Here is a 21,552-nt window from a genome sequence, read left to right on the forward strand (position 1 = left end):
CGGCCGCGGATCGCGCACCGCGGCCGCCGCGTGACCGGTGGTCCCGGGCGGCGCCCCGGGTCAGCGCTCGGTGACCGGGCCGACCTGGATGCCGGCGTCGACGCCGATCGGTCCCCGGGCCAGGAAGCCGCCCGGGACGTCACCCCCGGGACCGTGCAGCGAGAACTCCAGCTCGTTCGCCCGGGCGGGTCCGGCGGAGCTGCGGACCTGCACGTCGAACTGCACGGGCTCACCCGGCCCGAACTCGACGGCGCGGGTCTGATCGCCGTAGGGCACCGCGACCTCGGAGGCGCGCGGCGAGCCGTTCAGGCTGAACACCAGGTCCGACGGCGATCCGGACAGCAGGCACGGCGACGTGCCCGGGGCCGCGCTGAGCACGACCGTGTAGTGACGGTGGCCGGCGCTGCCCGGGGCCGGGTGGATGGTCGCCTGCTGGTTCGCCGGGCGGCAGGCACTGGGCGCCGGGTCCCCCGCCGGCGTCGCGGGTGCGGCCGAGGCGACCCCGGCCGGGACGAGCACGGCCGCGGCGGCGACCGCCAGGGCGGCGGTGGTCGTGGCGGCCCCACGGCCGATGGTGCGGGCGAGTCGGGTGGTCATCACAGGTACCTCTCTCACTCTCGCGGTGCGCCCGGGCCCCCCGGCCCGGACCGTCGGCCCCCCGAAGGTCCGACACCGGGAAAGACGTGTGCATCGCGAACCGGTTCGCCCGGCGTGGCATCCGCCTCGCCGGGGCAACCCGGCCGGCCGCCGGCCGTCCCCGTGCGAAACATCCGGCTCCGGACACGCCACTGAGCTGCGGCGACACGGAACTGTCGGGGGTGCGGTGCACGCTGCGGGGGTGGACGTCCTCAGCCTGCTCCTCGGATCGCTGCTCGGTGCGGCGGTCGCCGCCGCCGTGGTCTGGTCGGTGGCCGCCGCCCGGTTCCGGGCCGAGGCGGCCGAGGCGGCCCGGGCGGCCGCGAACACCGCCGCCACCACCCGGGCCGACGCGGCGGGCCTGCGCGCCGAGCGCGCCGCGCTGCTCGAACGGGTCGAGGAGCTGCACGAGTCCCTCGACGACGCGACGATCCGCGCCCGGCGGGCCGAGTCCGACGCCGCGGGAGCCACCGCCGCGCTGCGCGCCGAGCGGGAGGCCCGGGCCGGGGCCGAGGCCGCGACGGTGCGCCGCGAGGCCGAGCTGAAGGACTCCTTCGCCGCGCTGTCGCAGGACGCGCTGGCCCGCAACAACGAGGCGTTCGTGGCGCTGGCGGAGAGCAGGCTCAAGGAGGCGACCGCCGCGCTCGCGGCGAAGGCCGACGGCGACCAGGCCGCCCGCGCGAAGGCCGTCGAGCAGCTGCTCGACCCGGTCTCGGCGGCGCTGGGCCGGGTCGAGGGGCAGCTGCGGACGGTGGAGAAGGAGCGCGAGTCCGCCTACGCCGGGCTCCGCGAGCAGGTCAGGGCGATGGCGGCGAGCTCGGACAAGCTCGGTACCGAGACGAAGGCGCTGGTCAACGCGCTGCGGGCGCCGCAGGTACGGGGCCGGTGGGGCGAGATGCAGCTGCAGCGGGTCGCGGAGATGGCCGGCATGCTCGAGCACTGCGACTTCTCCACCCAGGTGTCCGCCGCCGGGGAGGACGGCGGGGTCCGCCCGGACATGCTGGTCCGGCTCGCGGGCGGCAAGCAGGTCGTCGTCGACGCGAAGGTGCCGTTCGCGGCCTACCTGCAGGCGGTCGAGGCCTCGGACCCGGACGTGCACACCGAACGGCTCGCGGCGCACGCCCGGCAGCTGCGCACGCACGTGGACCAGCTCTCGGCCAAGGCCTACTGGGAGTCGTTCGAGCCGACACCGGAGTTCGTGGTGCTGTTCGTGCCGGGCGACCCGTTCCTGGAGGCGGCGCTGCGCTCGGACCCGGGGCTCCTGGAGTACGCCTTCGGCCGCAACGTCGTGCTCTCGACGCCGACCACCCTGGTCGCGCTGCTGCGCACCGTCGCCTACGGCTGGAAGCAGGAGGCCCTGGCCCGCAACGCCGCCCAGGTGCACCGGCTCGGGCGCGAGCTGCACGGGCGCCTCGCGACGATGGGCACGCACGTCGCGAAGCTCGGCCGCAGCCTGGACGCGGTGGTGGACAGCTACAACCGGACCGTCTCCTCGCTGGAGGCGCGGGTCCTGGTGAGCGCCCGGAAGTTCACCGAGCTGCAGGTGTCCGACACCGAGCTGGGGACGCCCGCGACGGTCGACCGGACCCCGCGCGGCGTCTCCGCGCCCGAGCTGGTCGCCTCCGCCGGGGACTCGCTGGTGTCCCTCGAGGACCTCGGGCGGCCCGACCACAACCGGTCGGACGGCACCCGATCCGGCGGTGGCCGACCCGACGGCGCACATCCGGGCACGTTCGGCGACGGCGACACGGCACGCGACGAGGCGACCGGGACACCGTGGCGGGAGGGGTTAGGCTGACCGGGTGACCACGGCCCGATCGAGCTCGGCCCGCCGGCCCGGCCGGGGCCCAGCCCCCGCGCGCGGTGGCTGGCCGGTGCGTGAGCGGTCCCTGCTCCCCCCGGTCCTCGGTGTCCCGCCGCTCGCGGCCACCGGTCTGGCCGTCGGTACCACCGCCCTCGGGGTCCTGGTGGACCTGCTACGGATCGGCACCGTCGGCCGGGTGTTCGAGGTCTGCTACCTGCTCGGCTGCGTGCTCGCGGTGTCCTGGGTCCGCCGGCGCGGGCTGTTCCTGCCGGCCGTGCAGCCGCCGCTGCTGCTCGCCGTCGTCGTGCCGCTGGTCGCGGTGCTGATCGGCGCCCCGTCCGGCGGCGGCACGGCGCAGAGCCTGCTCATGGCGGGCGCCCCGCTGATCAACGCGTTCCCGGCGATGGCGGTGACCACGCTGGTCGTGCTGCTCGTCGCCGGTCTGCGTGTGCTGCGCCAGCGCCTCGGCCCGGACGACGCCGTCGGCCGGCTGCGGCAGCGCCTGGGCCGCGACCCGGGCGGGTACGACCCCGACGGCCCCGGTGGGCGGTCCCGGGCTCCGCGCGGCGCGGGCGGCGCGACCACGGGGACCGCGTCCCGGTCCCGCACGACGGGCACCGCCCGCGCCGGGTCGGCCACCGGGTCGGCACCGACCGGTTCCGCGCGCCGCGACACGGCCCGCACCGGGTCCACCGGCCGTACCGGGTCCACCGGCACCGGGGTCTCACGCACCGGATCCGTCGCACGGTCGGCCGGGGCCGCGCGGCCCGGCTCCTCGCGCGCCGGGTCCTCACGCACCGACCCGTCCCGCTCCGAGCCCTCCCGCGGATCGACACGCGGCGCGACCGGCCGGACACGCCGCGACACCCGCTGACGGCCGTCCGGCGCAGCCACGGTCGTCCGGACGCATCCGCCCAGGTGGACGGCCGGAACGTACCCCGCAGACCGCCCGGGTGGCGACGGATCGGACAATGGGAGCAACCCACTGCACTCCCGAGCGTCTTCCCATCGGGGGGCACGGCGTGACCCCGCCGCTCCCCGACGCACGACGGAACCACTGGAGAGCCATTGTCGACCACCCGCAGCCCCCGCAGGACGCGACCCGCGATCGTCGTCGCGCTGGTCGCCGCGACCGTCGCGCTGATCGGCGTCGGCACCGCGGTCGCCGGGACCCCGGCCGCGCAGGCCTTCCGGGACCAGCCGCTCGTCGCGGGCACCCCGTGCACCGTCACGGCCCGGGCCTGCGTCGATCTCGACACCCAGCGCTCCTGGCTGTTCACCGACGGGAAGATCACCCACGGGCCCGTCCCGGTCGCCATCGGCGGCCCGGGCAAGGAGACCCCGGTCGGCCACTCCTTGCGGGTCTACCGCAAGGAGCAGCTGCACAAGAGCGGCGAGTACACGATGACCAACGGCGAGCCCGCCCCGATGCCGTGGGCGGTGTTCTTCCAGGACGGCGGCATCGCCTTCCACGAGGGCCGCACCGACACCCCGTCGGCGGGCTGCGTCCGGCTCACCCCGGAGAACGCGAAGCTCTGGTTCGACACCCTGCAGGTCGGCGACCAGGTGCAGGTCGTGTCGGCGAAGCAGGTCCAGGCGGACCGCGCCGCGGGCTGACCCCCCGCCCCGTACACACGTGAGGCCCCGGACCGAGTCGGTCCGGGGCCTCCGTCGTGTGTGCCGCGGTCAGTTCACCGGGGTCAGGCCCAGCGACCGGCCGCGCGGCGGGCGCAGCTCGCGGGGCAGCGAGAAGGTCAGCGTCTCCTCGGCGGTGTCGACCTCCTCGACCGAGCCGAAGCCGCGCTCGGCGAGGTACTCGACGACACCCTGCACCAGGATCTCCGGGACCGACGCACCGCTGGTGATCCCGACCGTCGTGACGCCGTCGAGCCAGGACTCGTCGATCTCGCGGGCGTAGTCGATCAGGTACGAGGCACCGGCCCCGGCGCCCAGTGCGACCTCGACCAGACGCACCGAGTTCGACGAGTTCCGCGACCCGACGACCAGCACCAGGTCGCAGCGCGGCGCCATCGTCTTCACCGCGACCTGGCGGTTCTGCGTGGCGTAGCAGATGTCGTCCGACGGCGGGTTCTGCAGCTTCGGGAACCGCTCGCGCAGCGCACGGACGGTGTCCATCGTCTCGTCGACGCTCAGCGTGGTCTGCGACAGCCACACGACCCGCTCCGGGTCGCGGACGGTCACGGAGTCGACGTCGGCGGCGGACTCGACGAGCTGGATGTGCTCGGGCGCCTCACCGGAGGTCCCCTCGACCTCCTCGTGCCCGGCGTGCCCGACGAGCAGGATGTCGTAGTCCTCGCGGGCGAACCGCTTCGCCTCCTGGTGGACCTTGGTCACCAGCGGGCAGGTCGCGTCGATGGTCTGCAGGCTCCGGCCCGCGGCCTCGTCGCGGACCGCGGGCGAGACGCCGTGCGCGGAGAACACCACGTGCGCGCCCTCCGGAACCTCCGACGCCTCGTCGACGAAGATCGCACCGCGCTCGCGCAGCGTCTCCACCACGTGCTTGTTGTGCACGATCTCCTTGCGGACGTACACGGGGGCGCCGTACTGGTCGAGCGCCTGCTCCACCGCCTCGACGGCACGGTCGACGCCCGCGCAGTAGCCGCGGGGCTTGGCGAGCAGGACCTGCTTGGCAGAACCGGACATGGCTCCCAGGGTACGGACCGGCCCGGGAGCGGGCAGCCGTACGTGACCGGCCCGACCGGCGCCCGGTGCGCCCGGCGCGACAGGCGGCCACGGATCAGGGGACAATGGCGTGCATGTCTCCGCTGCCGTTCCCCGTGCGGATCGCCGCCGGCCTCGTCGTGACCGCCGTCGAGCAGGCCCGAGAGCTGCCGCGGCACGCCGTCGAGCTGCCGGTGACCGCGGTCAGCCAGGCGCTGCAGGTGTCCATGCGGCTCCAGCAGCGGATCACCGAGCTGGCCATCAAGGGCGACCGCGCGCTGGGCACCCTGCGTCCCGCCGACGACATCCCCAGCTGGGCGACCTTCGACGACGATCTGGCCGACGGCGCCGACCTGTCGCTGCCCGACCCGGAGCCGATCGCCCCGCCGCTGCCGCCCGCCGCTCCCCCGGCCGGGCGCAACGGCACCGTGTCGTCGCTGCGGCCCGCCCGCACCGGCATCCCGATCGACCGGTCGCCCGCGTCGCCGCGTCCGGCGTCGGCGTCGAACCGGGCCGAGGCGCGTGCGACCGCGCCCGCCGTGCTGCCCGAGTACCCGACGATGACCGTGCCCCAGCTGCGCGGCAAGCTCCGCACGCTGAGCCTCGACGACCTCGCGGACCTCCTCGCCTGGGAGACCGCGCACGAGAACCGGCCGCCGTACGTCACGATGCTGACGAACCGGATCGCGACGGTGTCCGAGAACCGTTGAGCGCCACGACCTCCGAAGAGGACCCGTGGCCGGTCCGCACGGTCGCCCGCAAGATCGCCGAGTGGGTCGACCGGCTCGGCGCGGTGTGGGTCGAGGGCCAGCTCGCCCAGGTCAACGCCCGCTCCGGGACCGCGTTCCTGACCCTGCGTGACCCGGCCGCGGACATCTCCCTGCAGCTGACGGCGCCGTCGTCGCTGGTGCGCGACGCCGGCGGCGCCGTGACCGAGGGCAGCCGGGTGATCGTGCACGGCAAGCCGTCGTTCTACCTGGGGCGCGGCACGCTGTCGCTGCGCGTCGACCGGATCCGCGCGGTCGGGCTCGGCGAGCTGCTGGCCCGCATCGAGCGGCTGCGCAGGCTGCTCGCCGCCGAGGGGCTGTTCGACCCGGCCCTCAAGCGGCGCCCGCCGCTGCTCCCGCACACCATCGGCCTGGTCACCGGGCGCGACTCGGCGGCCGAGCACGACGTCGTCCGCAACGCGACCTCACGCTGGCCCGCGGTGCGGTTCCGGATCGAGAACGTCGCGGTGCAGGGCGGGCTCGCCGTCGAGCAGGTCGTCGGCGCGCTGCGGGCCCTCGACCGGGACCCGGACGTCGAGGTCATCGTGCTCGCCCGCGGTGGCGGCAGCGTCGAGGACCTGCTGCCCTTCTCCGACGAGACGCTGTGCCGCGCCGTCGCCACCTGCCGGACCCCGGTCGTGTCGGCCATCGGGCACGAGCCGGACACCCCGCTGGTCGACCACGTCGCCGACGTGCGCTGTTCCACCCCCACCGAGGCCGGACGCAGTCTGGTGCCCGACCTCGCCGAGGAGACCGCGCGGATCTCCGGGCTGCGCGACCGGGCCCGCCGCGCGCTGCACGGCTGGGTCGACCGCGAGCAGCACCGCCTCGACGACCTGCGACGACGGCCCGTGCTGGCAGACCCGCTGCGCATCGTCACCTCCCGGGAGGGCGAGATCGCCGACGCCCGCACCGCCGCCCACCGCGCGGTGCTGCGCCGGCTGGACCGGTCGTCGTCGGAGCTGGAGCACCTGGGTGCCCGGCTCGCCGCGCTCGGCCCGACCGCGACCCTTGCCCGCGGCTACGCGATCGTGCAGCTCGCCGACCGCACCGACGACGACGTGCCCCCGCTGCTGCGGTCGGTCGCCGACGCGCCCGCCGGCACCGGCCTGCGGATCCGGGTCGCCGACGGCGCCGTCGCCGCCACCGTGACCACCACCCCCGACCCGGAGACCTGATGAGCGACCGTCCGGCAGTGGAGACCCTGGGCTACGAGAAGGCCCGCGACGAGCTCGTGGAGGTCGTGCGCGCGCTGGAGGTCGGCGGCCTCGGCCTGGACGAGTCCGTCGCGCTGTGGGAGCGCGGCGAGGCCCTGGCCAAGCGCTGCGACGCCCAGCTCGCCGGCGCCCGCACCCGCATCGAGGAGAAGCTGGCCGAGGCGGAAGGCGACCAGGACTCCTGACGCCGTCCTCGGCCGCCGAGACAGGCGGCCCCGGTCACCGCCGGACCCGCTGCGGCGCGTCCACCGTGGCCGCGGCGGCGTCAGCGGGACGGGTCAGGATCCTCCCGGCGCGACTGGAGGCGCCGCCACGAGGGCCTCGGCGAGGGTGCGGAACTGCTCGTCCGACGCCGAACCCGTCACGAGTACGCGGACCTCCGGCCGGCCGGGAAGCGTCGCGATCCGGAAGGGCTCGCCGCCCTCGGCGCCGTAGACCTCCCAGGTCAGGCCGCCCGCCTGCACGGTGCCGCGCATCGTCGGCGGGCCGTCGCCGCGTCCCGCGGAACCGGACTCGGTGGCGAGGACACCCTCGACCGAGCCGTCGGTCTGGACCAGGCTCAGGAAGTCCGCGTCGGGGGTGACGAAGCCGATGCGCACGGCGGTGCCGCCGCCCTCCACCGGGCCGCGGTCGGTGGAGTTGACCCGGAACGGGACGTCCGGAAGCCGCAGCGGGAAGGTCGAGCCACGGGCGTACTCGGCGATCCGGGCCGGGGCGTCGACGGTGGGGGCCGACGCGGCGTCCTCGGCCGGGGTGCCGGGCGAGAACGAGCAGGACCCGCTGACCGAGAAGATCAGCAGGGCGACCGGGACGAGGATCAGGCACGCCCAGATCAGGTCGCGCACCGACGCGTCGCCGCGGGCGGGCTTGTGCATCGCCTGCGGACCCGCCTCGGGGATCCGGCGGGTCACCGGCGGCGGCTGCGGCCTCCCGGACCCGGCCGCACCCGCGGGCGCGGCGGCCGGGTCCGCAGCCGGAACCGGCCCCGGGCCGGTGCCACCGGCCGTGGCCCGGTCGGCGGTACCGGAGGTGTCGGCCGGGTCCGGGACAGCCGGGGGCCCGGCGGGCTCCGAGGAGTCCGGCGACGGCGTTCCCGGGTCAGGTCGTGCGCTCACGTGTCCATCGTCCCAGGCATGGCGTCGGTCGCTCATCGCTGCTCCCCCGACGTCGGGCGTGCGAGGATCGCCGGGCGCCTCCCCGTACGCCCGTGGGAACCCGGACGAGGGGACGTCGCCGACGAGCACGCCGCCCGTGAATGGAGACGTATCCGTGAGCCAGCCCGCCAGCCCCGCCACCCCCCGCCGTCGTGAGGCGCCCGACCGCAACCTGGCGATGGAGCTGGTCCGGGTCACCGAGGCCGCCGCGATGGCCGCGGGCCGCTGGGTCGGCAAGGGCGACAAGAACGGCGGGGACGGTGCCGCCGTCGACGCCATGCGCCAGCTCATCTCCTCGGTGTCGATGCGCGGCGTCGTCGTCATCGGCGAGGGTGAGAAGGACGAGGCCCCGATGCTGTTCAACGGCGAGGAGGTCGGGAACGGCGAGGGCCCGTTCTGCGACGTCGCCGTCGACCCCATCGACGGCACCACGCTGATGGCCAAGGGCATGCCCAACGCCCTCGCGGTGCTCGCCGTCGCCGAGCGGGACGCCATGTTCGACCCGTCCGCCGTCTTCTACATGGAGAAGATCGCGGTCGGGCCGGAGGCCGCGGACGCCATCGACATCACCGCACCGGTCGCGGAGAACATCCGCCGCGTCGCCCGGGCCAAGGAGATCGACGTCGCCGACGTCACGGTCTGCGTGCTCGACCGCCCGCGCCACGAGCAGATCGTCACCGAGATCCGCGCGGCCGGGGCCCGGATCGCGTTCATCTCCGACGGCGACGTCGCCGGTGCCATCGCCGCCGCGCGTCCCACCTCGGGCGTGGACATGCTCTACGGCGTCGGCGGGACCCCGGAGGGGATCATCACCGCGGCCGCGCTGAAGTGCATGGGCGGCGAGATCCAGGGCCGGCTGTGGCCCAAGGACGACACCGAGCGCGAGAAGGCCCTCGCCGCGGGCCACGACCTCGACAAGGTCCTGACCACCGCCGAGCTCGTGCGCGGCGAGAACGTCTTCTTCTGCGCCACCGGCATCACCGACGGCCCGCTGCTGCGCGGCGTCCACTACCGGGGTGGCGGGGCGACCACCCAGTCGATCGTGATGCGGTCCAAGTCCGGCACCGTCCGGCTGATCGACGGCTACCACCGTCTCACCAAGCTGCGCGAGTTCTCCTCCGTCGACTTCGACGGCGTCGAGGGCGAGGCCCCGCCGCTGCCGTGAGGTCAGGCTCACGTAACACTGCGGGACGGGTCGCGGAGGAGTAGACCTCAGCCCATGAGCGAGGACTTCCGCATCGAGCACGACACCATGGGCGAGGTCCGGGTCCCCGCCGACGCGTTGTGGCGGGCGCAGACCCAGCGCGCGGTGGAGAACTTCCCGATCTCCGGCCGCGGCCTGGAGCGCGCCCAGATCCGCGCGCTCGGCCTGGTCAAGGCGGCCGCGGCCCGGGTGAACGGCGAGCTGGGCGTACTGGACGACGACCGGGCCCGCGCGATCGCCGCGGCCGCCGACGAGGTGGCGGCGGGCGGGCACGACGACCACTTCCCGGTCGACGTCTTCCAGACGGGCTCGGGCACGTCGTCGAACATGAACGCCAACGAGGTGATCGCCTCGCTGGCCGCCCACGCCGGCACCGACGTGCACCCGAACGACCACGTCAACGCCTCGCAGTCGTCGAACGACGTCTTCCCGACGACCATCCACCTCGCCGCCACCGAGGCGCTGGCGACCGAGGTCGTCCCGGCGCTGCAGCACCTCGAGGCCGCGCTGCGCCGCCGCGCGGCGGACTGGTCGGAGGTCGTGAAGGCCGGCCGCACCCACCTCATGGACGCCGTACCGATCACCCTCGGCCAGGAGGCCGGTGGCTGGGCCAGCCAGGCCGGCTACGGCGCCGCCCGCGTCCGCGACGCGCTCCCCCGCCTCGCCGTCCTGCCGATCGGCGGGACCGCGGTCGGCACCGGGCTCAACGCTCCGGACGGGTTCGGCGCCGCCGTGGTCGCGAAGCTGCGCGAGGCGACCGGCCTGGAGCAGCTCGCCGAGGCCACCGACCACATCGAGGCCCAGGGCTCCCGCGACGGCCTGGTCGAGGCCTCCGGCGCGCTGCGCACCGTCGCCGTGTCGCTCTACAAGATCGCCAACGATCTGCGCTGGCTGTCGTCCGGGCCGCGTACCGGGCTGGCCGAGATCCACCTGCCGGACCTGCAGCCGGGCAGCTCCATCATGCCGGGCAAGGTCAACCCGGTGATCTGCGAGGCCACGATGATGGTGTGCGCGCAGGTCATGGGCAACGACGCGACGGTCGGCTTCTCGGGCAGCCAGGGCAACCTGGAACTGAACGTGATGATGCCGGTGATGGCGCGCAACGTCCTGGAGTCCGCCCGGCTGATCGCGAACGCCGCTCGGCTGCTCGCCGACAAGGTCGTCGACGGCATGGAGGCCGACCTCGAGCGCACCCGCGAGTACGCCGAGTCCTCCCCGTCGATCGTCACCCCGCTGAACTCGAGGATCGGCTACGAGGAGGCGGCGGCCGTCGCGAAGCAGGCGCTGAAGGAGCGGAGGACGATCCGCGAGGTCGTGATCGAGCGCGGCCACGTCGCGAACGGCACCCTCACCGAGGACGAGCTGGACCGTGCCCTGGACGTGCTGGCGATGACCCGCGGCGAGAAGCGCTCCTGATCCCGGCTGCACCCGGTCACCGGCCGGGCGCACCGGGTCAGTCCATCCGCTGTTCACCTCCGCGTCCCCGTTCGGTCCACATCGACGTGACACCGTGTGTGCGTCAGTCGATCACCGTCACCCGAACGGACCTCCACGATGCCCGACCAGCGCTTCGCGTACATCCCTGTGCACGATCTGCGCTCCGGTCGCTGCACCGGGGTCGAGGTCGTGCCGCGCCTGCACCACGACGCGGTGGCCGTCGCGGCCCGCGACCGCGGCTGGGACGCCCGCCGGATCGCCGAGCTCGACGCGGGCACCGCGGTCTCCGCGGTCGCGTCCGCCCGGTCCTGGGGTGCCGCCGTCCCGGTGCAGGTCGACGTCGCCGCGGACACCGTCCTCCACGCCCGCGGCCGGCTGCGCGCCATGCTCGGCGGCACCTCCGACCCGGTCGCTCCCCTGCTGGAGGTCGGCCCGCCGATCGCCGCGGCCGCACCGGCGGAGCACCTCGTCCTGGCACTGGCCGAGCTGCGGCGCTGGGGGTTCCGCATCGGTCTCGACGGGGCCGGGCGCGCGTTCGGTCCGGAGCTCGTGGCCGCCGTTCGGCCGGACGTGGTGAAGCTCGAGCCGGACCTCTGCGACGGAATGCTCGACACGGGGACCGGTGCCGCCGTCCGTGCCGTGGTCGAGGTGTCGCGCGCGGTCGGGGCGCCGGTCGCCGCGACCGGGGTCCGCGACGCGGCCCGGCTGACGGGGCTGTTCGCGATCGGGATCGCGTTCGCCCAGGGCCCGTTGCTGGGTGGGACGCGCGCCGCCCCCGAGGCCGACCCGGCGACCCGCGCGGAGCTGCTCGGCCTGCTGAGCGCGATGCCACAGCCCGCCGCCGGCCGGGCCGCCGCCGTCCGTCCCGTCCCGGGGCGTCCCGGGCCCGGCCACCCGGCGCCGGAGCGCGGCGGGACGCCGGAGCCGGCCGCCACCCCGGTGCCCGTTCCGGCCGGTCCCCCGGTGCGCGGGCTCGCCGTGCCGGCCGTGACCCTGCCCGACGACGCCGTCGGCGACACCGCCCGCGAGGCGTTGCGCGCCCGTCCCGACTCGGGCGGGATCGTCCTGGTCGACCGTGCGCACCGGCCGGTCGGCTACCTCGACCGCAGCCGCGTCCTGCTCCAGCTGGCCGGCAGGTTCGGGCACGCGCTGTGGGCCGAGAAGCCGGCGGCCGAGCTGGCGGACCCGCCGCGGACCGTCGACGAGCGGACCCCGCTGCACCGCGCGATGGAGATCGGTCTGTCCGGCGACCCGGCCCGCGGCTACGACGACCTGGTCGTCGTCGCACCGGACGGCACCTGCCGCGGGGTCGTCCCGGTCGCCGAGCTGTGGCGCCGCGCGATCCTGCCGCCCGCCGCGTCCGGCCCGCGCCCCGTCCCGGTACCGCAGGCGGCGCGCACCGCCTGATCCGACGACGCGCGAACTGTCGGGGGTCGCTGCTTCACTGACCCGGTGCTGTTCACCGACGTCGTCACCACCTCGGCCGCGGTCGGGGCGACCCGCGCGCGCAAGGAGAAGACCGCCGCGCTCGCCGGGCTGCTGCGCACCGCCGCGCCGGCCGAGGTCGTGCCGGTCGTCGCCTGGCTGTCCGGGGTGCCCCGGCAGGGCCGGATCGGGACCGGCTGGCGGACGTTGTCGGGCGTCGACGTGCCGGCCGGGGCGGAGCCTTCGCTGACGGTGGAGCAGGTCGACGCACTGCTCGACGAGCTGGCCGGTACCGCGGGGACCGGCTCGGCGGCCCGGCGCCGCGAGCTGCTCACCGAGCTGTACGGCGCCGCGACCACCGAGGAGCAGCGCTTCCTGCACCGTCTGCTCACCGGCGAGCTGCGCCAGGGCGCACTGGAGGGGCTGATGGTGGACGCCGTCGCCGCCGCCTCCGGGGTGGCCGCGCCCGCGGTGCGCCGCGCGTTCATGCTGTCCGGCCGGCTGCCTGAGACCGCGGCCACCGCGCTGACCGGCGGACAGGACGCGCTCGCCGCGGTCGGGCTGCAGGTGGGCAGGCCGGTCCGGCCGATGCTCGCCGCCCCCGGCGACTCGCTCGACGCCGCGCTGGTCGCGCTCGGCACCGACGTCACCGTCGAACACAAGCTCGACGGCGCCCGCATCCAGGTGCACCGCCGCGGCGACGAGGTGCGGGTGTGGACACGCACCCTGCGCGAGATCACCGACGGCGTGCCCGAGCTGGTCGAGCTGGTGCGCGGACTGCCCTGCGACACCGCGGTGCTCGACGGCGAGACCCTCGCCCTCGACGACGACGGTCGCCCCCGCCCGTTCCAGGACACGATGAGCCGGTTCGGGACCGAGGAGTCCGGCGGCGAGGTGATGCTGTCGCCGTTCTTCTTCGACCTGCTCCACCTCGACGGCCGCGACCTCGTCGACGAGCCCACCGAGACCCGGCTCGACGCGCTCGCCGGGCTGCTCGCCGCGGACACTCACGCCGCGCTGCGGATGCCGGGGGCCCGGCGGCCGTCGCCGGAGCAGGCCGCCGAGGTGCTGGAGGAGGCGCTGTCGGCGGGGCACGAGGGCGTCGTGGTGAAGGACCTGGCCGCGCCGTATGCGGCCGGGCGGCGCGGCAGGGCCTGGCAGAAGGTGAAGCCGGTGCACACCCTGGACCTGGTGGTGCTGGGCGCCGAGTGGGGCTACGGGCGGCGGACCGGGTCGCTGTCGAACATCCACCTCGGCGCCCGCGACCCGGACGGCGGGGAGCCGGTGATGGTCGGCAAGACGTTCAAGGGGATGACCGACGAGCTGCTGGCCTGGCAGACCGCGACCTTCCCGGAGTACGAGACGGCGCGCGAGCCGGGCGTGGTGCACCTGCGGCCCGAGCTCGTCGTCGAGATCGCGCTCGACGGCGCGCAACGCAGCACCCGCTACCCGGGCGGGGTCGCGCTGCGCTTCGCCCGGGTGCTGCGCTACCGCCCGGACAAGACCCCGGCCGAGGCCGACTCGCTCGACGCGGTGCGGGCGCTGCTGTCGGGCTGAGCGGCCGCGGCGCCGTCGCGGGCCACCGGGACCGAGCCCGCCGGGTCGGCGCGCAGCACACTGACGGCGAGGACCCGGCCGTCGTCGCCGGTCAGGGTGCGTTCGGCCCCCAGCAGCGGGGCACCGGCGGCGACGCCGAGCAGGGCCGCCGAGTCGGGGTCGGCGGGCACCGGGCCGGATCGTGTCCCGGCCCGCGCGGGACGCAGCCCGGCGTCGGCGAGCTGCCGGTCGAACGGGCCGGTCCCGGGCACCGCGAGCAGCAGCGCCGCGGCCTCGGTGGCCAGGTAGTGGGTCTCCAGCACCGCGCCGCCACCGGCCGTCTCCGAGACGCACTCGGTGCGCAGGCATGGTGTGCCGACGGGAACGCCGAGCCAGTCGGCGAGCACGTCGGGCGCGGCGATCCCGGTGCGTTCGAGCCAGCGCGGGACCCGGGTGCCCGTGCCCGTGACGGCGGTCCGGCCGGGGTAGTGCGGGCGGGCGACGATCCGGTGCGCGGTCGGCCCGGGCCGCAGCAGCCCCTCCTCGCGGAGCAGCCCCAGCGCGGCACGGACGGCGCTGCGCGGTACACCGTGGCCGACCATCAGCTCGTCCTCGCCGGGAAGCAGGTCCCCGGTCCGTGCGCGCCCGGCGACCGCGATGCGCAGCAGGTCCCGTACCCGGCGCGCGTCGGACGCCCGCACGTGGTGGGACGGCGACGGCACCGGCATGTACCCGACGGTAGGCACGCGGGGTTGCCCGGCGGTTCCCCTCACATGACGGACGCGTGACAACGCCCCGGGGCGTAGCATCCCGACATCGTGCGCTTCCTCGACGACCGCCGGCCCGAGCACGACCTGACCTACGACGACGTCTTCCTCGTCCCGCGCCGTTCCACGGTGACGTCCCGGTTCGACGTGGACCTCACCGCCCCGGACCGCTCCGGGGCCACGGTGCCGGTCGTCGCGGCGAACATGACCGCCGTCGCCGGCCGCCGGATGGCCGAGACCCTCGCCCGCCGCGGCGCCCTGACGGTGCTGCCGCAGGACGTGGCGACCGACGCCGTCGCCGGGATCGTGTCCTGGATCAAGTCCCGGCACCCGGTGTGGGACACCCCGCTGGTGCTGCGCACCTCCGACGCGGTGGCCGACGCGCTGAACCTGCTGCCCAAGCGGGCCCACGACGCCGTCGTGGTCGTCGACGACGGCGGCCGCCCGGTCGGGACCGTGTCCGAGGCGCACTGCGTGGGGGTGGACCGCTTCACCCGGCTCGCCGACGTCCTCGACCCGGACCCCCTGGCGCTGCCGCTGGGCACCGAGCCGCGGGAGGTGTTCGAGCGGCTCGACGCCGGTCGGAAGGCGGTGGCGCTCGGCCTCGACGGCGACGGCCGCCTCGCGGGCCTGCTCACCCCGCTCGGCGCGATCCGGGCCGGGATCTACTCCCCCGCCCTCGACGGCGCGGGCCGGCTGCGCACCGCGGCCGCGATCGGTATCAACGGCGACGTCGCGGTGAAGGCGAAGGCCCTGCTCGACGCCGGTGTGGACGTGCTCGTCGTCGACACCGCGCACGGCCACCAGGAGAAGATGCTCGACGCGCTCGGCGCGGTCCGCCGTGTCGTCGACCAGGCCGGGGCCGCGGTCCCGGTCGCCGCCGGCAACGTGGTCACCGCCGAGGGCGTCGCCGACCTGGTCGACGCGGGCGCCGACATCGTCAAGGTCGGCGTCGGCCCCGGCGCCATGTGCACGACCCGGATGATGACCGGCGTCGGGCGCCCGCAGTTCTCCGCGGTCGCCGAGTGCGCCGCCGCAGCCCGCGAGCGCGGCGCCGTCGTCTGGGCCGACGGCGGGGTGCGCCACCCGCGCGACGTGGCCCTCGCCCTCGCCGCGGGCGCGGCCTCGGTGATGATCGGCTCCTGGCTGGCGGGCACCTACGAGTCCCCCGGCGACCTGCTGCGCGACGAGCACGGCCGGGCGTACAAAGAGTCGTTCGGGATGGCGTCCAAGCGCGCGGTCAGCGCCCGCACCCGCGGGGACAACGCGTTCGACCGTGCCCGCAAGTCGCTGTTCGAGGAGGGCATCTCGTCCTCGCGCCAGCGGCTGGACCCGGACCGGCCGGGCGTGGAGGACGTGCTCGACGAGATCTGCTCGGGCGTCCGCTCCGCGTGCACCTACGCGGGCGCGCGCTCGGTCGACGAGCTGCACGAGCGCTCCGTCGTCGGCGTGCAGACCACCGCCGGGTTCACCGAGGGCACCCCGCACGGCCTCTGACCCACCGCTTGACCCGGTGTGTGATCCGGCGCACGGTCGGGTCATGGCCGCCCCCACGCAGGACACCACCACCAGCAGCAGCTCCGGTACCGCCGCTCTCGGCGGCGGCGGTACCGGCGGTCTGCCCACGCCACCGACGTTCGCCACCTCGGCCGAGGAGCGGCTGCACCGCAAGCAGCAGCTCGCCGGCGCGTTCCGGATCTTCGGCCGGTTCGGCTTCGGCGAGGGCATCGCCGGCCACATCACCGTGCGCGACCCGGAGGACCCGGAGATGTTCTGGGTCAACCCGTTCGGCATGAGCTTCCGGCACATCCGGGTCTCGGACCTGATCATGGTCGACCACCACGGCACGGTCCGGCACGGGAACCGCCCGGTGAACCAGGCCGGATTCGTCATCCACTCGGCCGTGCACGCCGAGCACCCGCACGTCGTCGCGGCCGCCCACGCCCACTCGGTGCACGGCAAGGCGTGGTCGTCGCTGGGCCGCCCGCTGGACCCCATCACCCAGGACGCCTGCGCCCTCTACGAGAACCACGGCGTCGTCCACGAGGGGGCAGGCGCGGTCGTGCTCGACCCGGAGGCGGGCCGGGCGCTGGCCCGCGGCCTGACCGGCCGGAAGATGGTGTTCCACCAGAACCACGGGATCTTCTCCGTCGGCGAGACCGTCGCCGAGGCCGCCTGGTGGTTCATCTCGACCGAGCGCAACTGCCAGGCACAGCTCCTCGCCGAGGCCGCGGGGACGCCGACGCTCGTCGACCACGCCAACGCGCGGTTCACCGCCGAGCAGACCGGTACCCCCTACGCCGGCTGGTTCTCCTACCAGCCGCTGTGGGACGAGGTCGTCCGTACCGACCCGGACCTGTTCGACTGAGCACACGGCCCCCGTCCGCGGCTGCGGACGGGGGCCGGGCCCGGCACCTCAGGAGTTCGGTCCCTCCAGCATCTCCGTGACCAGCGCGGCGATCGGCGAGCGCTCGCTGCGGGTCAGCGTGACGTGCGCGAACAGCGGGTGGCCCTTGAGCTTCTCGATGACGGCGTTGACACCGTCGTGCCGCCCGACGCGCAGGTTGTCGCGCTGCGCGACGTCGTGGGTGAGCACGACGCGCGACGCCGTCCCGAGCCGGGACAGCACGGTGAGCAGCACGTTGCGCTCCAGCGACTGCGCCTCGTCGACGATCACGAAGGTGTCGTGCAGCGACCGGCCGCGGATGTGGGTCAGCGGCAGGACCTCCAGCAGCCCGCGGGCGATGACCTCGTCGATGACGTCCTGGCTGACCATCGCGCCCAGGGTGTCGAAGACGGCCTGCGCCCAGGGCTGCATCTTCTCGACCTCGCTGCCGGGCAGGTAGCCGAGGTCCTGCCCGCCGACGGCGTAGAGCGGCCGGAAGACGACGATCTTGCGGTGCTGGCGCCGTTCCAGCACCGCCTCCAGGCCGGCGCACAGCGCGAGCGCCGACTTGCCCGTCCCGGCGCGGCCGCCGAGGGAGACGATCCCGACCTCGTTGTCCAGCAGGAGGTCCAGCGCGATCCGCTGCTCGGCGGAACGGCCGTGCAGCCCGAACGCCTCCCGGTCCCCGCGCACCAGCTTGACCCGCTTGTCCGCGGTGACCCGTCCGAGCGCGTTCGACGCTCCCACCAGCCGCAACCCCGTGTTGCAGGGCAGGTCGCGGGCCTCGTCGTGGTCGATGACGCCGTCGCGGAACAACGCGTCGACGTCCTCGGGGGTCACCTCCAGGTCGGTCATGCCGGTCCAGCCCGAGAACAGCACGTCCTGGCCGTGGTACTCGTCGGCGTCCAGACCGACCGCGGCGGCCTTGACCCGCAACGGCATGTCCTTGGTGACCAGCGTGACGTCCGCCGGCGCGGCCGGGTCCGCCTTGAGGTTCAGCGCACAGGCCAGGATCCGCGAGTCGTTCGAATCGGTGCGGAACCCGGCCGGCAGGACCGTGGGATCGGAGTGGTTCAGCTCGACGTGCAACGTGCCACCGGACTCGCCGATCGGCACGGGTGCGTCGAGACGGCCGTGCTTGACGCGCAGCTCGTCGAGCTGGCGCAGCGCGGTCCGGGCGAACCAGCCCAGTTCGGGGTGGTGACGCTTGGCCTCCAGCTCACTGATGACGACGAGCGGCAGGACGACCTGGTGCTCGTCGAAGCGCTGCAGCGACCAGGGGTCGGACAGCAGCACGGACGTGTCGAGCACATAGCAGCGGGTGGTACCTGCCGGTGCGTCCCCGACGGACCCCTGCGGTGCGGAGGTCGGGTCGGTGAGGGCGGGACGACGATCGGTCACGGGTGCTCCCTCGCAGGCGCGGCACCGCGCCTGCTCTGCGTCGGGCCGGCCGGCCCCGGTGCGGGCCGCGACGACGCGGAGGGACCATGGCGGTCCTCCGGCCGGCACGCCCGCAAGGGCCGGGTGCCGGCCCTCTCGGGTGCGTGTGACACCACTCCAGGGCCTCCCGAACGGGCCGCATCGGGTACAGCCCGTCGTCATGGACGCTACTAGTGGTCACCCTCGTGCGGTCAATAGCAACTCTCCGTCGGATCCCTACGTTGACCCCTGATGGAATAGTCGTAACGTGCCGTTCATCGTGTGATCGGTACCGTCCGGCGTCGGATCGGGTAACAGCACCTCGTTCGGTGGCGAGCCGTTCGGCTCAGCCGAGGCGCGGCGGACGGAGTACTCCGACCGGAGCGGGAGCCGGTCCCCCGCGTTCCGGACCGTGCGCGGCGCCACCGTCGGTGACCAGATCCGACGGCAGGACCGGGGTGTCGAGCAGCGTCGCCAGCGCGGCGGCCGGGCCCTCCGGGGCGGTGGCGAGCCGGGCGCGCACGAGCGGGCCGCCCTCGGCGTAGGTGACCGGGTAGGTGCGCCACTGGGGATGGTCGAGGAAGTCGAGCATGCGCCGCGCCCGGTCGTCGTCGACCAGCAGCCAGCGTGCGAGGTGGGCGAGCACCGCGTCGGGGCCTGCGCCGTCGACGTGACGCATGAGGGCGGCGTCGAGCCGGACCCGGCCCAGCAGGTCCAGCTCCCGTTCGATCCGCTCGGCCGCCGGGCCGTCGAGGTGCACGCCCGCGCCCGCGAGGACGCGTTCGGCGACCGCGCCCCAGCCGGGGCCGGGCACGACGGCGACGGCGGCCTCCGCCGCCCCTTCCGCGACCAGCCCCTGCGGGCTGTGGACCAGCCGCAGGGCCAGCTCCGGGTACCGCTCCGACGCGACCTCGGCCCGGCAGTACTGCAGGTGGTGGCCGGGATAGACCTCGTGGGCGAGCAGCGGCAGCAGCGACCCGGCCCGCACCCTGCCCGTCGTCGCGACCGAGATCCGACTGCGCAGGCCGCCGCGGTAGCGGGTGAACGCCGTCCAGGGCCGGGCGCCGACGAGGTCGACGTCGGCGCGCTCGCCGTCCGGGAGTCCCAGCATGTCGTGGGTGCGGCGGCGCAGCTCGGCGACGACGGCGGTGACCGCACCGGCCAGCCGTTCCACCGGGACGACGTCGGCGGCCCGGTGGTCCCGCATCCGGGCGGCCAGCGGACCGCGCCCGGGCAGCACCGCCGCCAGCCTGCGGTGCGCCTGGTACAGCTCGTCCGGCTCGCTGCGGCGCGGGAGCACCCCGAACAGGTCGCGGACCTGCTCGACGTAGCCGACGTCCTCACCGGCGAGCAGCCGGGCCCGGCAGCGCAGCGCGACCAGGAGCGCGTCCAGGTGCCGGCGACGACTGTCCGGGAGTCCCGCCGCTGCGACCTCCGCACGCAGCCTCCCTGCTGTGCCGACCAGCGCCACCGGGTCCTGGACCGGCTCCGCGGCCACCCGCCGGGCGATCGACGGGTACGGCGGCGGCCCGTCCAGCACACCCGGCCGCAGCCGGTCCACCCGCGACGCGAGCTCCGCCGTCGCGTGCAGCAGGTCCATCCCCGGAGCGTAGGCGGGCCCGGTGCGGAACGACGGTAAGGGCCGCCGGTGACGCGTCCGTTCGGACGTATCCGACCACGCAGAGTGCACGATCCGTGTCGGTGACAGCTCGGTCGCACGGGACCGGAACAACCTATCTGGGGAGTATCGGAACCGTCAGTGAAAGTGTACCCCGATAGGGTCACGAGATTTGTTTCGCCGGAATAACAGCGGTAGCTTTCTTGCAGTCGGTACGGGCTCCCCCTCGTCAGCGTGCCGGCACGCGTGAGACCGGCTTCGGGCGGACTCGAGACTCAACAGGAGAAAACTGTGCTGAAGAAGGCTGGAATCGTGGTTGCGGCCTCCGCCGCGTCCCTGCTCGCCCTGTCCCCGCTCGCCTTCGCCGGCGACAAGGACGGCGACCACGGCCACAAGGGCGGCCACCACCACGGTGCCGAGAACGTCATCGACAAGGACGCCAAGGGCCTCATCGCCGGCCTGAACGGCAACAACGTCAACGTGCCGGTCCAGGCCTGCAACAACAACGTTCCGGTCAACGTGCTGGGCGTGCAGGTCCCGGTCGAGGACGCCTCTGCCCTCAACGGCCTCACCGGCGCCCTGGGCATCCTGGGCGACGCCAAGGCCAAGTCCGGCGACTCGGTCACCGACCAGTCCGACAACTGCGGCCAGGAGGCCGGCGCCGGCGACTCGATCGGCTGATCTCCTCGCAGATCTGAGAATGCCCCGGAGCTTCCGCTCCGGGGCATTCTTGCGTTCCGATCCGGGCCCACTCCCGGGTGATCGGGAATCCGTCGGGTCACCGTTTTCCGGACCATCGGGGACGTGTTCACCCCGTCGTGTCGACACCGCCGGACGGCACTCCGATCCCTTGAGCGCATGACCACGCTCCGTACACGTAGCTCACCTCCCCTCGTGCCCGGCCGTCCTCGCACCCGCGGCCGTGCTGCGGCTCGGCGACACCCGCGCCCGGCGCGTCTCCTGCCGCCCGACCGCTGTCACGCCCGGCCGGCGTGAGGCCGCTCGACTTCCCAGCGCCCCCGCACGCGCCTGCCGTCCAGCTGCCTCGCGGCCCTCGGTCACAACGTGCCCGTCGCCCGACTTCCCAGCGGCCTCGCACCCGGCTGCCTCCGGTCACCCAGCGGCCCTCGTGGCCGACCGCCCCCGTGCCGACCGCCGACACCCCGGCCGTGCACGCCACGTCCGGCGCTCACGACCTCGCGCGAGATGCCGGACGCCGCCGTGATCACCGGTTGTGGAGCGGAACATCCGCGTCGCGGACGCTCGACTCCACAACCGGTGATCATGTGAGCCCCCACCGCCCGGACCGGGGCCGAACCGGGTCGCCCGCACCGGTCCGGCACCTACGGCACCCCCGGCCGGCCCGCCGACCTCCGCCCCGCACCGGCACGGCCCATCCCCGAGTTCCGCTCCCGAGGCCCGCCCGGTTCGACCGTCCCGGCCGGCGCGGGCCTCGTCGGGGCCCCGGCCGTCGGGGGTGGCCACCCGAGCGGCGGGCCG

General features: G+C 75.0%; 19 protein-coding genes. 13 read left to right on the plus strand and 6 right to left on the minus strand.

The features are described 5' to 3' along the window. Window positions 1–60: 60 nt before the first annotated feature. On the minus strand, window positions 61–597 hold the full coding sequence (locus tag DMP15_RS25750; protein ID WP_073577703.1) for a hypothetical protein: 537 nt from the start codon (window positions 595–597) through the stop codon (window positions 61–63). Between the two features lie 241 nt (window positions 598–838). Between DMP15_RS25750 and DMP15_RS25755 the strand changes: the two genes are divergently transcribed. The 3 genes from DMP15_RS25755 to DMP15_RS25765 all read left to right on the plus strand — a co-directional run bounded on the left by DMP15_RS25755 (window position 839) and on the right by DMP15_RS25765 (window position 4,057). Then, complete coding sequence (locus DMP15_RS25755; RefSeq protein ID WP_073577702.1) at window positions 839–2,434, plus strand: DNA recombination protein RmuC; 1,596 nt, start codon at window positions 839–841, stop codon at window positions 2,432–2,434. Window positions 2,435–2,510: 76 nt separating this feature from the next. Continuing rightward, complete coding sequence (locus DMP15_RS25760; RefSeq protein ID WP_179761029.1) at window positions 2,511–3,314, plus strand: DUF6542 domain-containing protein; 804 nt, start codon at window positions 2,511–2,513, stop codon at window positions 3,312–3,314. Window positions 3,315–3,508: 194 nt separating this feature from the next. Next, a complete protein-coding gene (locus DMP15_RS25765) occupies window positions 3,509–4,057 on the plus strand; it encodes a L,D-transpeptidase (RefSeq protein ID WP_337826571.1) in 549 nt (182 codons plus the stop codon). Window positions 4,058–4,126: 69 nt separating this feature from the next. Here DMP15_RS25765 and DMP15_RS25770 read toward each other — a convergent pair whose 3' ends face one another. Then, window positions 4,127–5,104, minus strand: coding sequence for a 4-hydroxy-3-methylbut-2-enyl diphosphate reductase (locus tag DMP15_RS25770; protein ID WP_073577699.1), 978 nt, complete (start codon window positions 5,102–5,104; stop codon window positions 4,127–4,129). 113 nt (window positions 5,105–5,217) lie between these two features. Here DMP15_RS25770 and DMP15_RS25775 point away from each other — a divergent pair, with 113 nt between their 5' ends. From DMP15_RS25775 to DMP15_RS25785, 3 genes are read left to right on the plus strand one after another with little or no spacing between them, the layout of a single operon-like run. Beyond that, entirely contained in the window at window positions 5,218–5,832 is a 615-nt protein-coding gene (locus DMP15_RS25775; RefSeq protein WP_179761030.1) for a lipid droplet-associated protein, read from the plus strand. Continuing rightward, a complete protein-coding gene (gene xseA / locus DMP15_RS25780) occupies window positions 5,829–7,067 on the plus strand; it encodes an exodeoxyribonuclease VII large subunit (protein WP_073577697.1) in 1,239 nt (412 codons plus the stop codon). The genes DMP15_RS25775 and xseA overlap by 4 nt, the downstream gene beginning before the upstream one ends. Further along, the gene (locus DMP15_RS25785; RefSeq protein ID WP_073577696.1) at window positions 7,067–7,291 is read left to right on the plus strand and encodes an exodeoxyribonuclease VII small subunit; all 225 of its coding nucleotides are present in this window, start codon (window positions 7,067–7,069) and stop codon (window positions 7,289–7,291) included. Before xseA ends, DMP15_RS25785 begins: the two co-directional genes overlap by 1 nt. 93 nt (window positions 7,292–7,384) lie before the next feature. On the opposite strand, the gene DMP15_RS25790 is transcribed toward DMP15_RS25785, so the two are convergent. Next, window positions 7,385–8,221: a DUF4245 domain-containing protein gene (locus DMP15_RS25790; protein ID WP_337826572.1), complete on the minus strand. Its 837-nt coding sequence runs from the start codon at window positions 8,219–8,221 to the stop codon at window positions 7,385–7,387. A gap of 217 nt (window positions 8,222–8,438) precedes the next feature. On the opposite strand from DMP15_RS25790, the gene glpX reads away from it, so the two are divergent. The 4 genes from glpX (at window position 8,439) to DMP15_RS25810 (ending at window position 13,883) form a co-directional block, all read left to right on the plus strand. Then, a complete protein-coding gene (gene glpX / locus DMP15_RS25795; RefSeq protein WP_174565913.1) occupies window positions 8,439–9,425 on the plus strand; it encodes a class II fructose-bisphosphatase in 987 nt (328 codons plus the stop codon). 54 nt (window positions 9,426–9,479) lie between these two features. Further along, window positions 9,480–10,880, plus strand: coding sequence for a class II fumarate hydratase (locus DMP15_RS25800; RefSeq protein ID WP_161152361.1), 1,401 nt, complete (start codon window positions 9,480–9,482; stop codon window positions 10,878–10,880). A 138-nt stretch (window positions 10,881–11,018) separates the two neighbouring features. Continuing rightward, window positions 11,019–12,308, plus strand: coding sequence for an EAL domain-containing protein (locus DMP15_RS25805; RefSeq protein ID WP_179761032.1), 1,290 nt, complete (start codon window positions 11,019–11,021; stop codon window positions 12,306–12,308). A 45-nt stretch (window positions 12,309–12,353) separates the two neighbouring features. Continuing rightward, window positions 12,354–13,883, plus strand: a complete 1,530-nt coding sequence (locus DMP15_RS25810; protein ID WP_337826573.1) for an ATP-dependent DNA ligase — start codon at window positions 12,354–12,356, stop codon at window positions 13,881–13,883. On the opposite strand, the gene DMP15_RS25815 is transcribed toward DMP15_RS25810, so the two are convergent. Next, window positions 13,814–14,590: a UTRA domain-containing protein gene (locus tag DMP15_RS25815; protein WP_073577690.1), complete on the minus strand. Its 777-nt coding sequence runs from the start codon at window positions 14,588–14,590 to the stop codon at window positions 13,814–13,816. The two genes, DMP15_RS25810 and DMP15_RS25815, sit on opposite strands and share 70 nt — an antisense overlap. 90 nt (window positions 14,591–14,680) lie before the next feature. Here DMP15_RS25815 and DMP15_RS25820 point away from each other — a divergent pair, with 90 nt between their 5' ends. After that, window positions 14,681–16,126, plus strand: coding sequence for a GuaB1 family IMP dehydrogenase-related protein (locus DMP15_RS25820; RefSeq protein ID WP_073577689.1), 1,446 nt, complete (start codon window positions 14,681–14,683; stop codon window positions 16,124–16,126). A 43-nt stretch (window positions 16,127–16,169) separates the two neighbouring features. After that, window positions 16,170–16,997, plus strand: a complete 828-nt coding sequence (locus DMP15_RS25825) for a class II aldolase/adducin family protein (protein WP_161151958.1) — start codon at window positions 16,170–16,172, stop codon at window positions 16,995–16,997. Between the two features lie 48 nt (window positions 16,998–17,045). On the opposite strand, the gene DMP15_RS25830 is transcribed toward DMP15_RS25825, so the two are convergent. Together DMP15_RS25830 and DMP15_RS25835 are read right to left on the minus strand one after the other, a co-directional pair. Further along, the gene (locus DMP15_RS25830; protein ID WP_062400360.1) at window positions 17,046–18,326 is read right to left on the minus strand and encodes a PhoH family protein; all 1,281 of its coding nucleotides are present in this window, start codon (window positions 18,324–18,326) and stop codon (window positions 17,046–17,048) included. A gap of 454 nt (window positions 18,327–18,780) precedes the next feature. Next, window positions 18,781–20,034 (minus strand): DUF885 domain-containing protein, encoded by a 1,254-nt coding sequence (locus DMP15_RS25835; protein ID WP_337826574.1) that lies wholly within the window; start codon window positions 20,032–20,034, stop codon window positions 18,781–18,783. Between the two features lie 309 nt (window positions 20,035–20,343). Between DMP15_RS25835 and DMP15_RS25840 the strand changes: the two genes are divergently transcribed. Next, a complete protein-coding gene (locus DMP15_RS25840; protein WP_073577686.1) occupies window positions 20,344–20,733 on the plus strand; it encodes a hypothetical protein in 390 nt (129 codons plus the stop codon). The last annotated feature ends 819 nt before the right edge of the window (window positions 20,734–21,552 follow it).

The sequence above is a fragment of the Pseudonocardia sp. UM4_GMWB1 genome (assembly GCF_017312155.1).
Taxonomy (GTDB): domain Bacteria; phylum Actinomycetota; class Actinomycetes; order Mycobacteriales; family Pseudonocardiaceae; genus Pseudonocardia; species Pseudonocardia alni.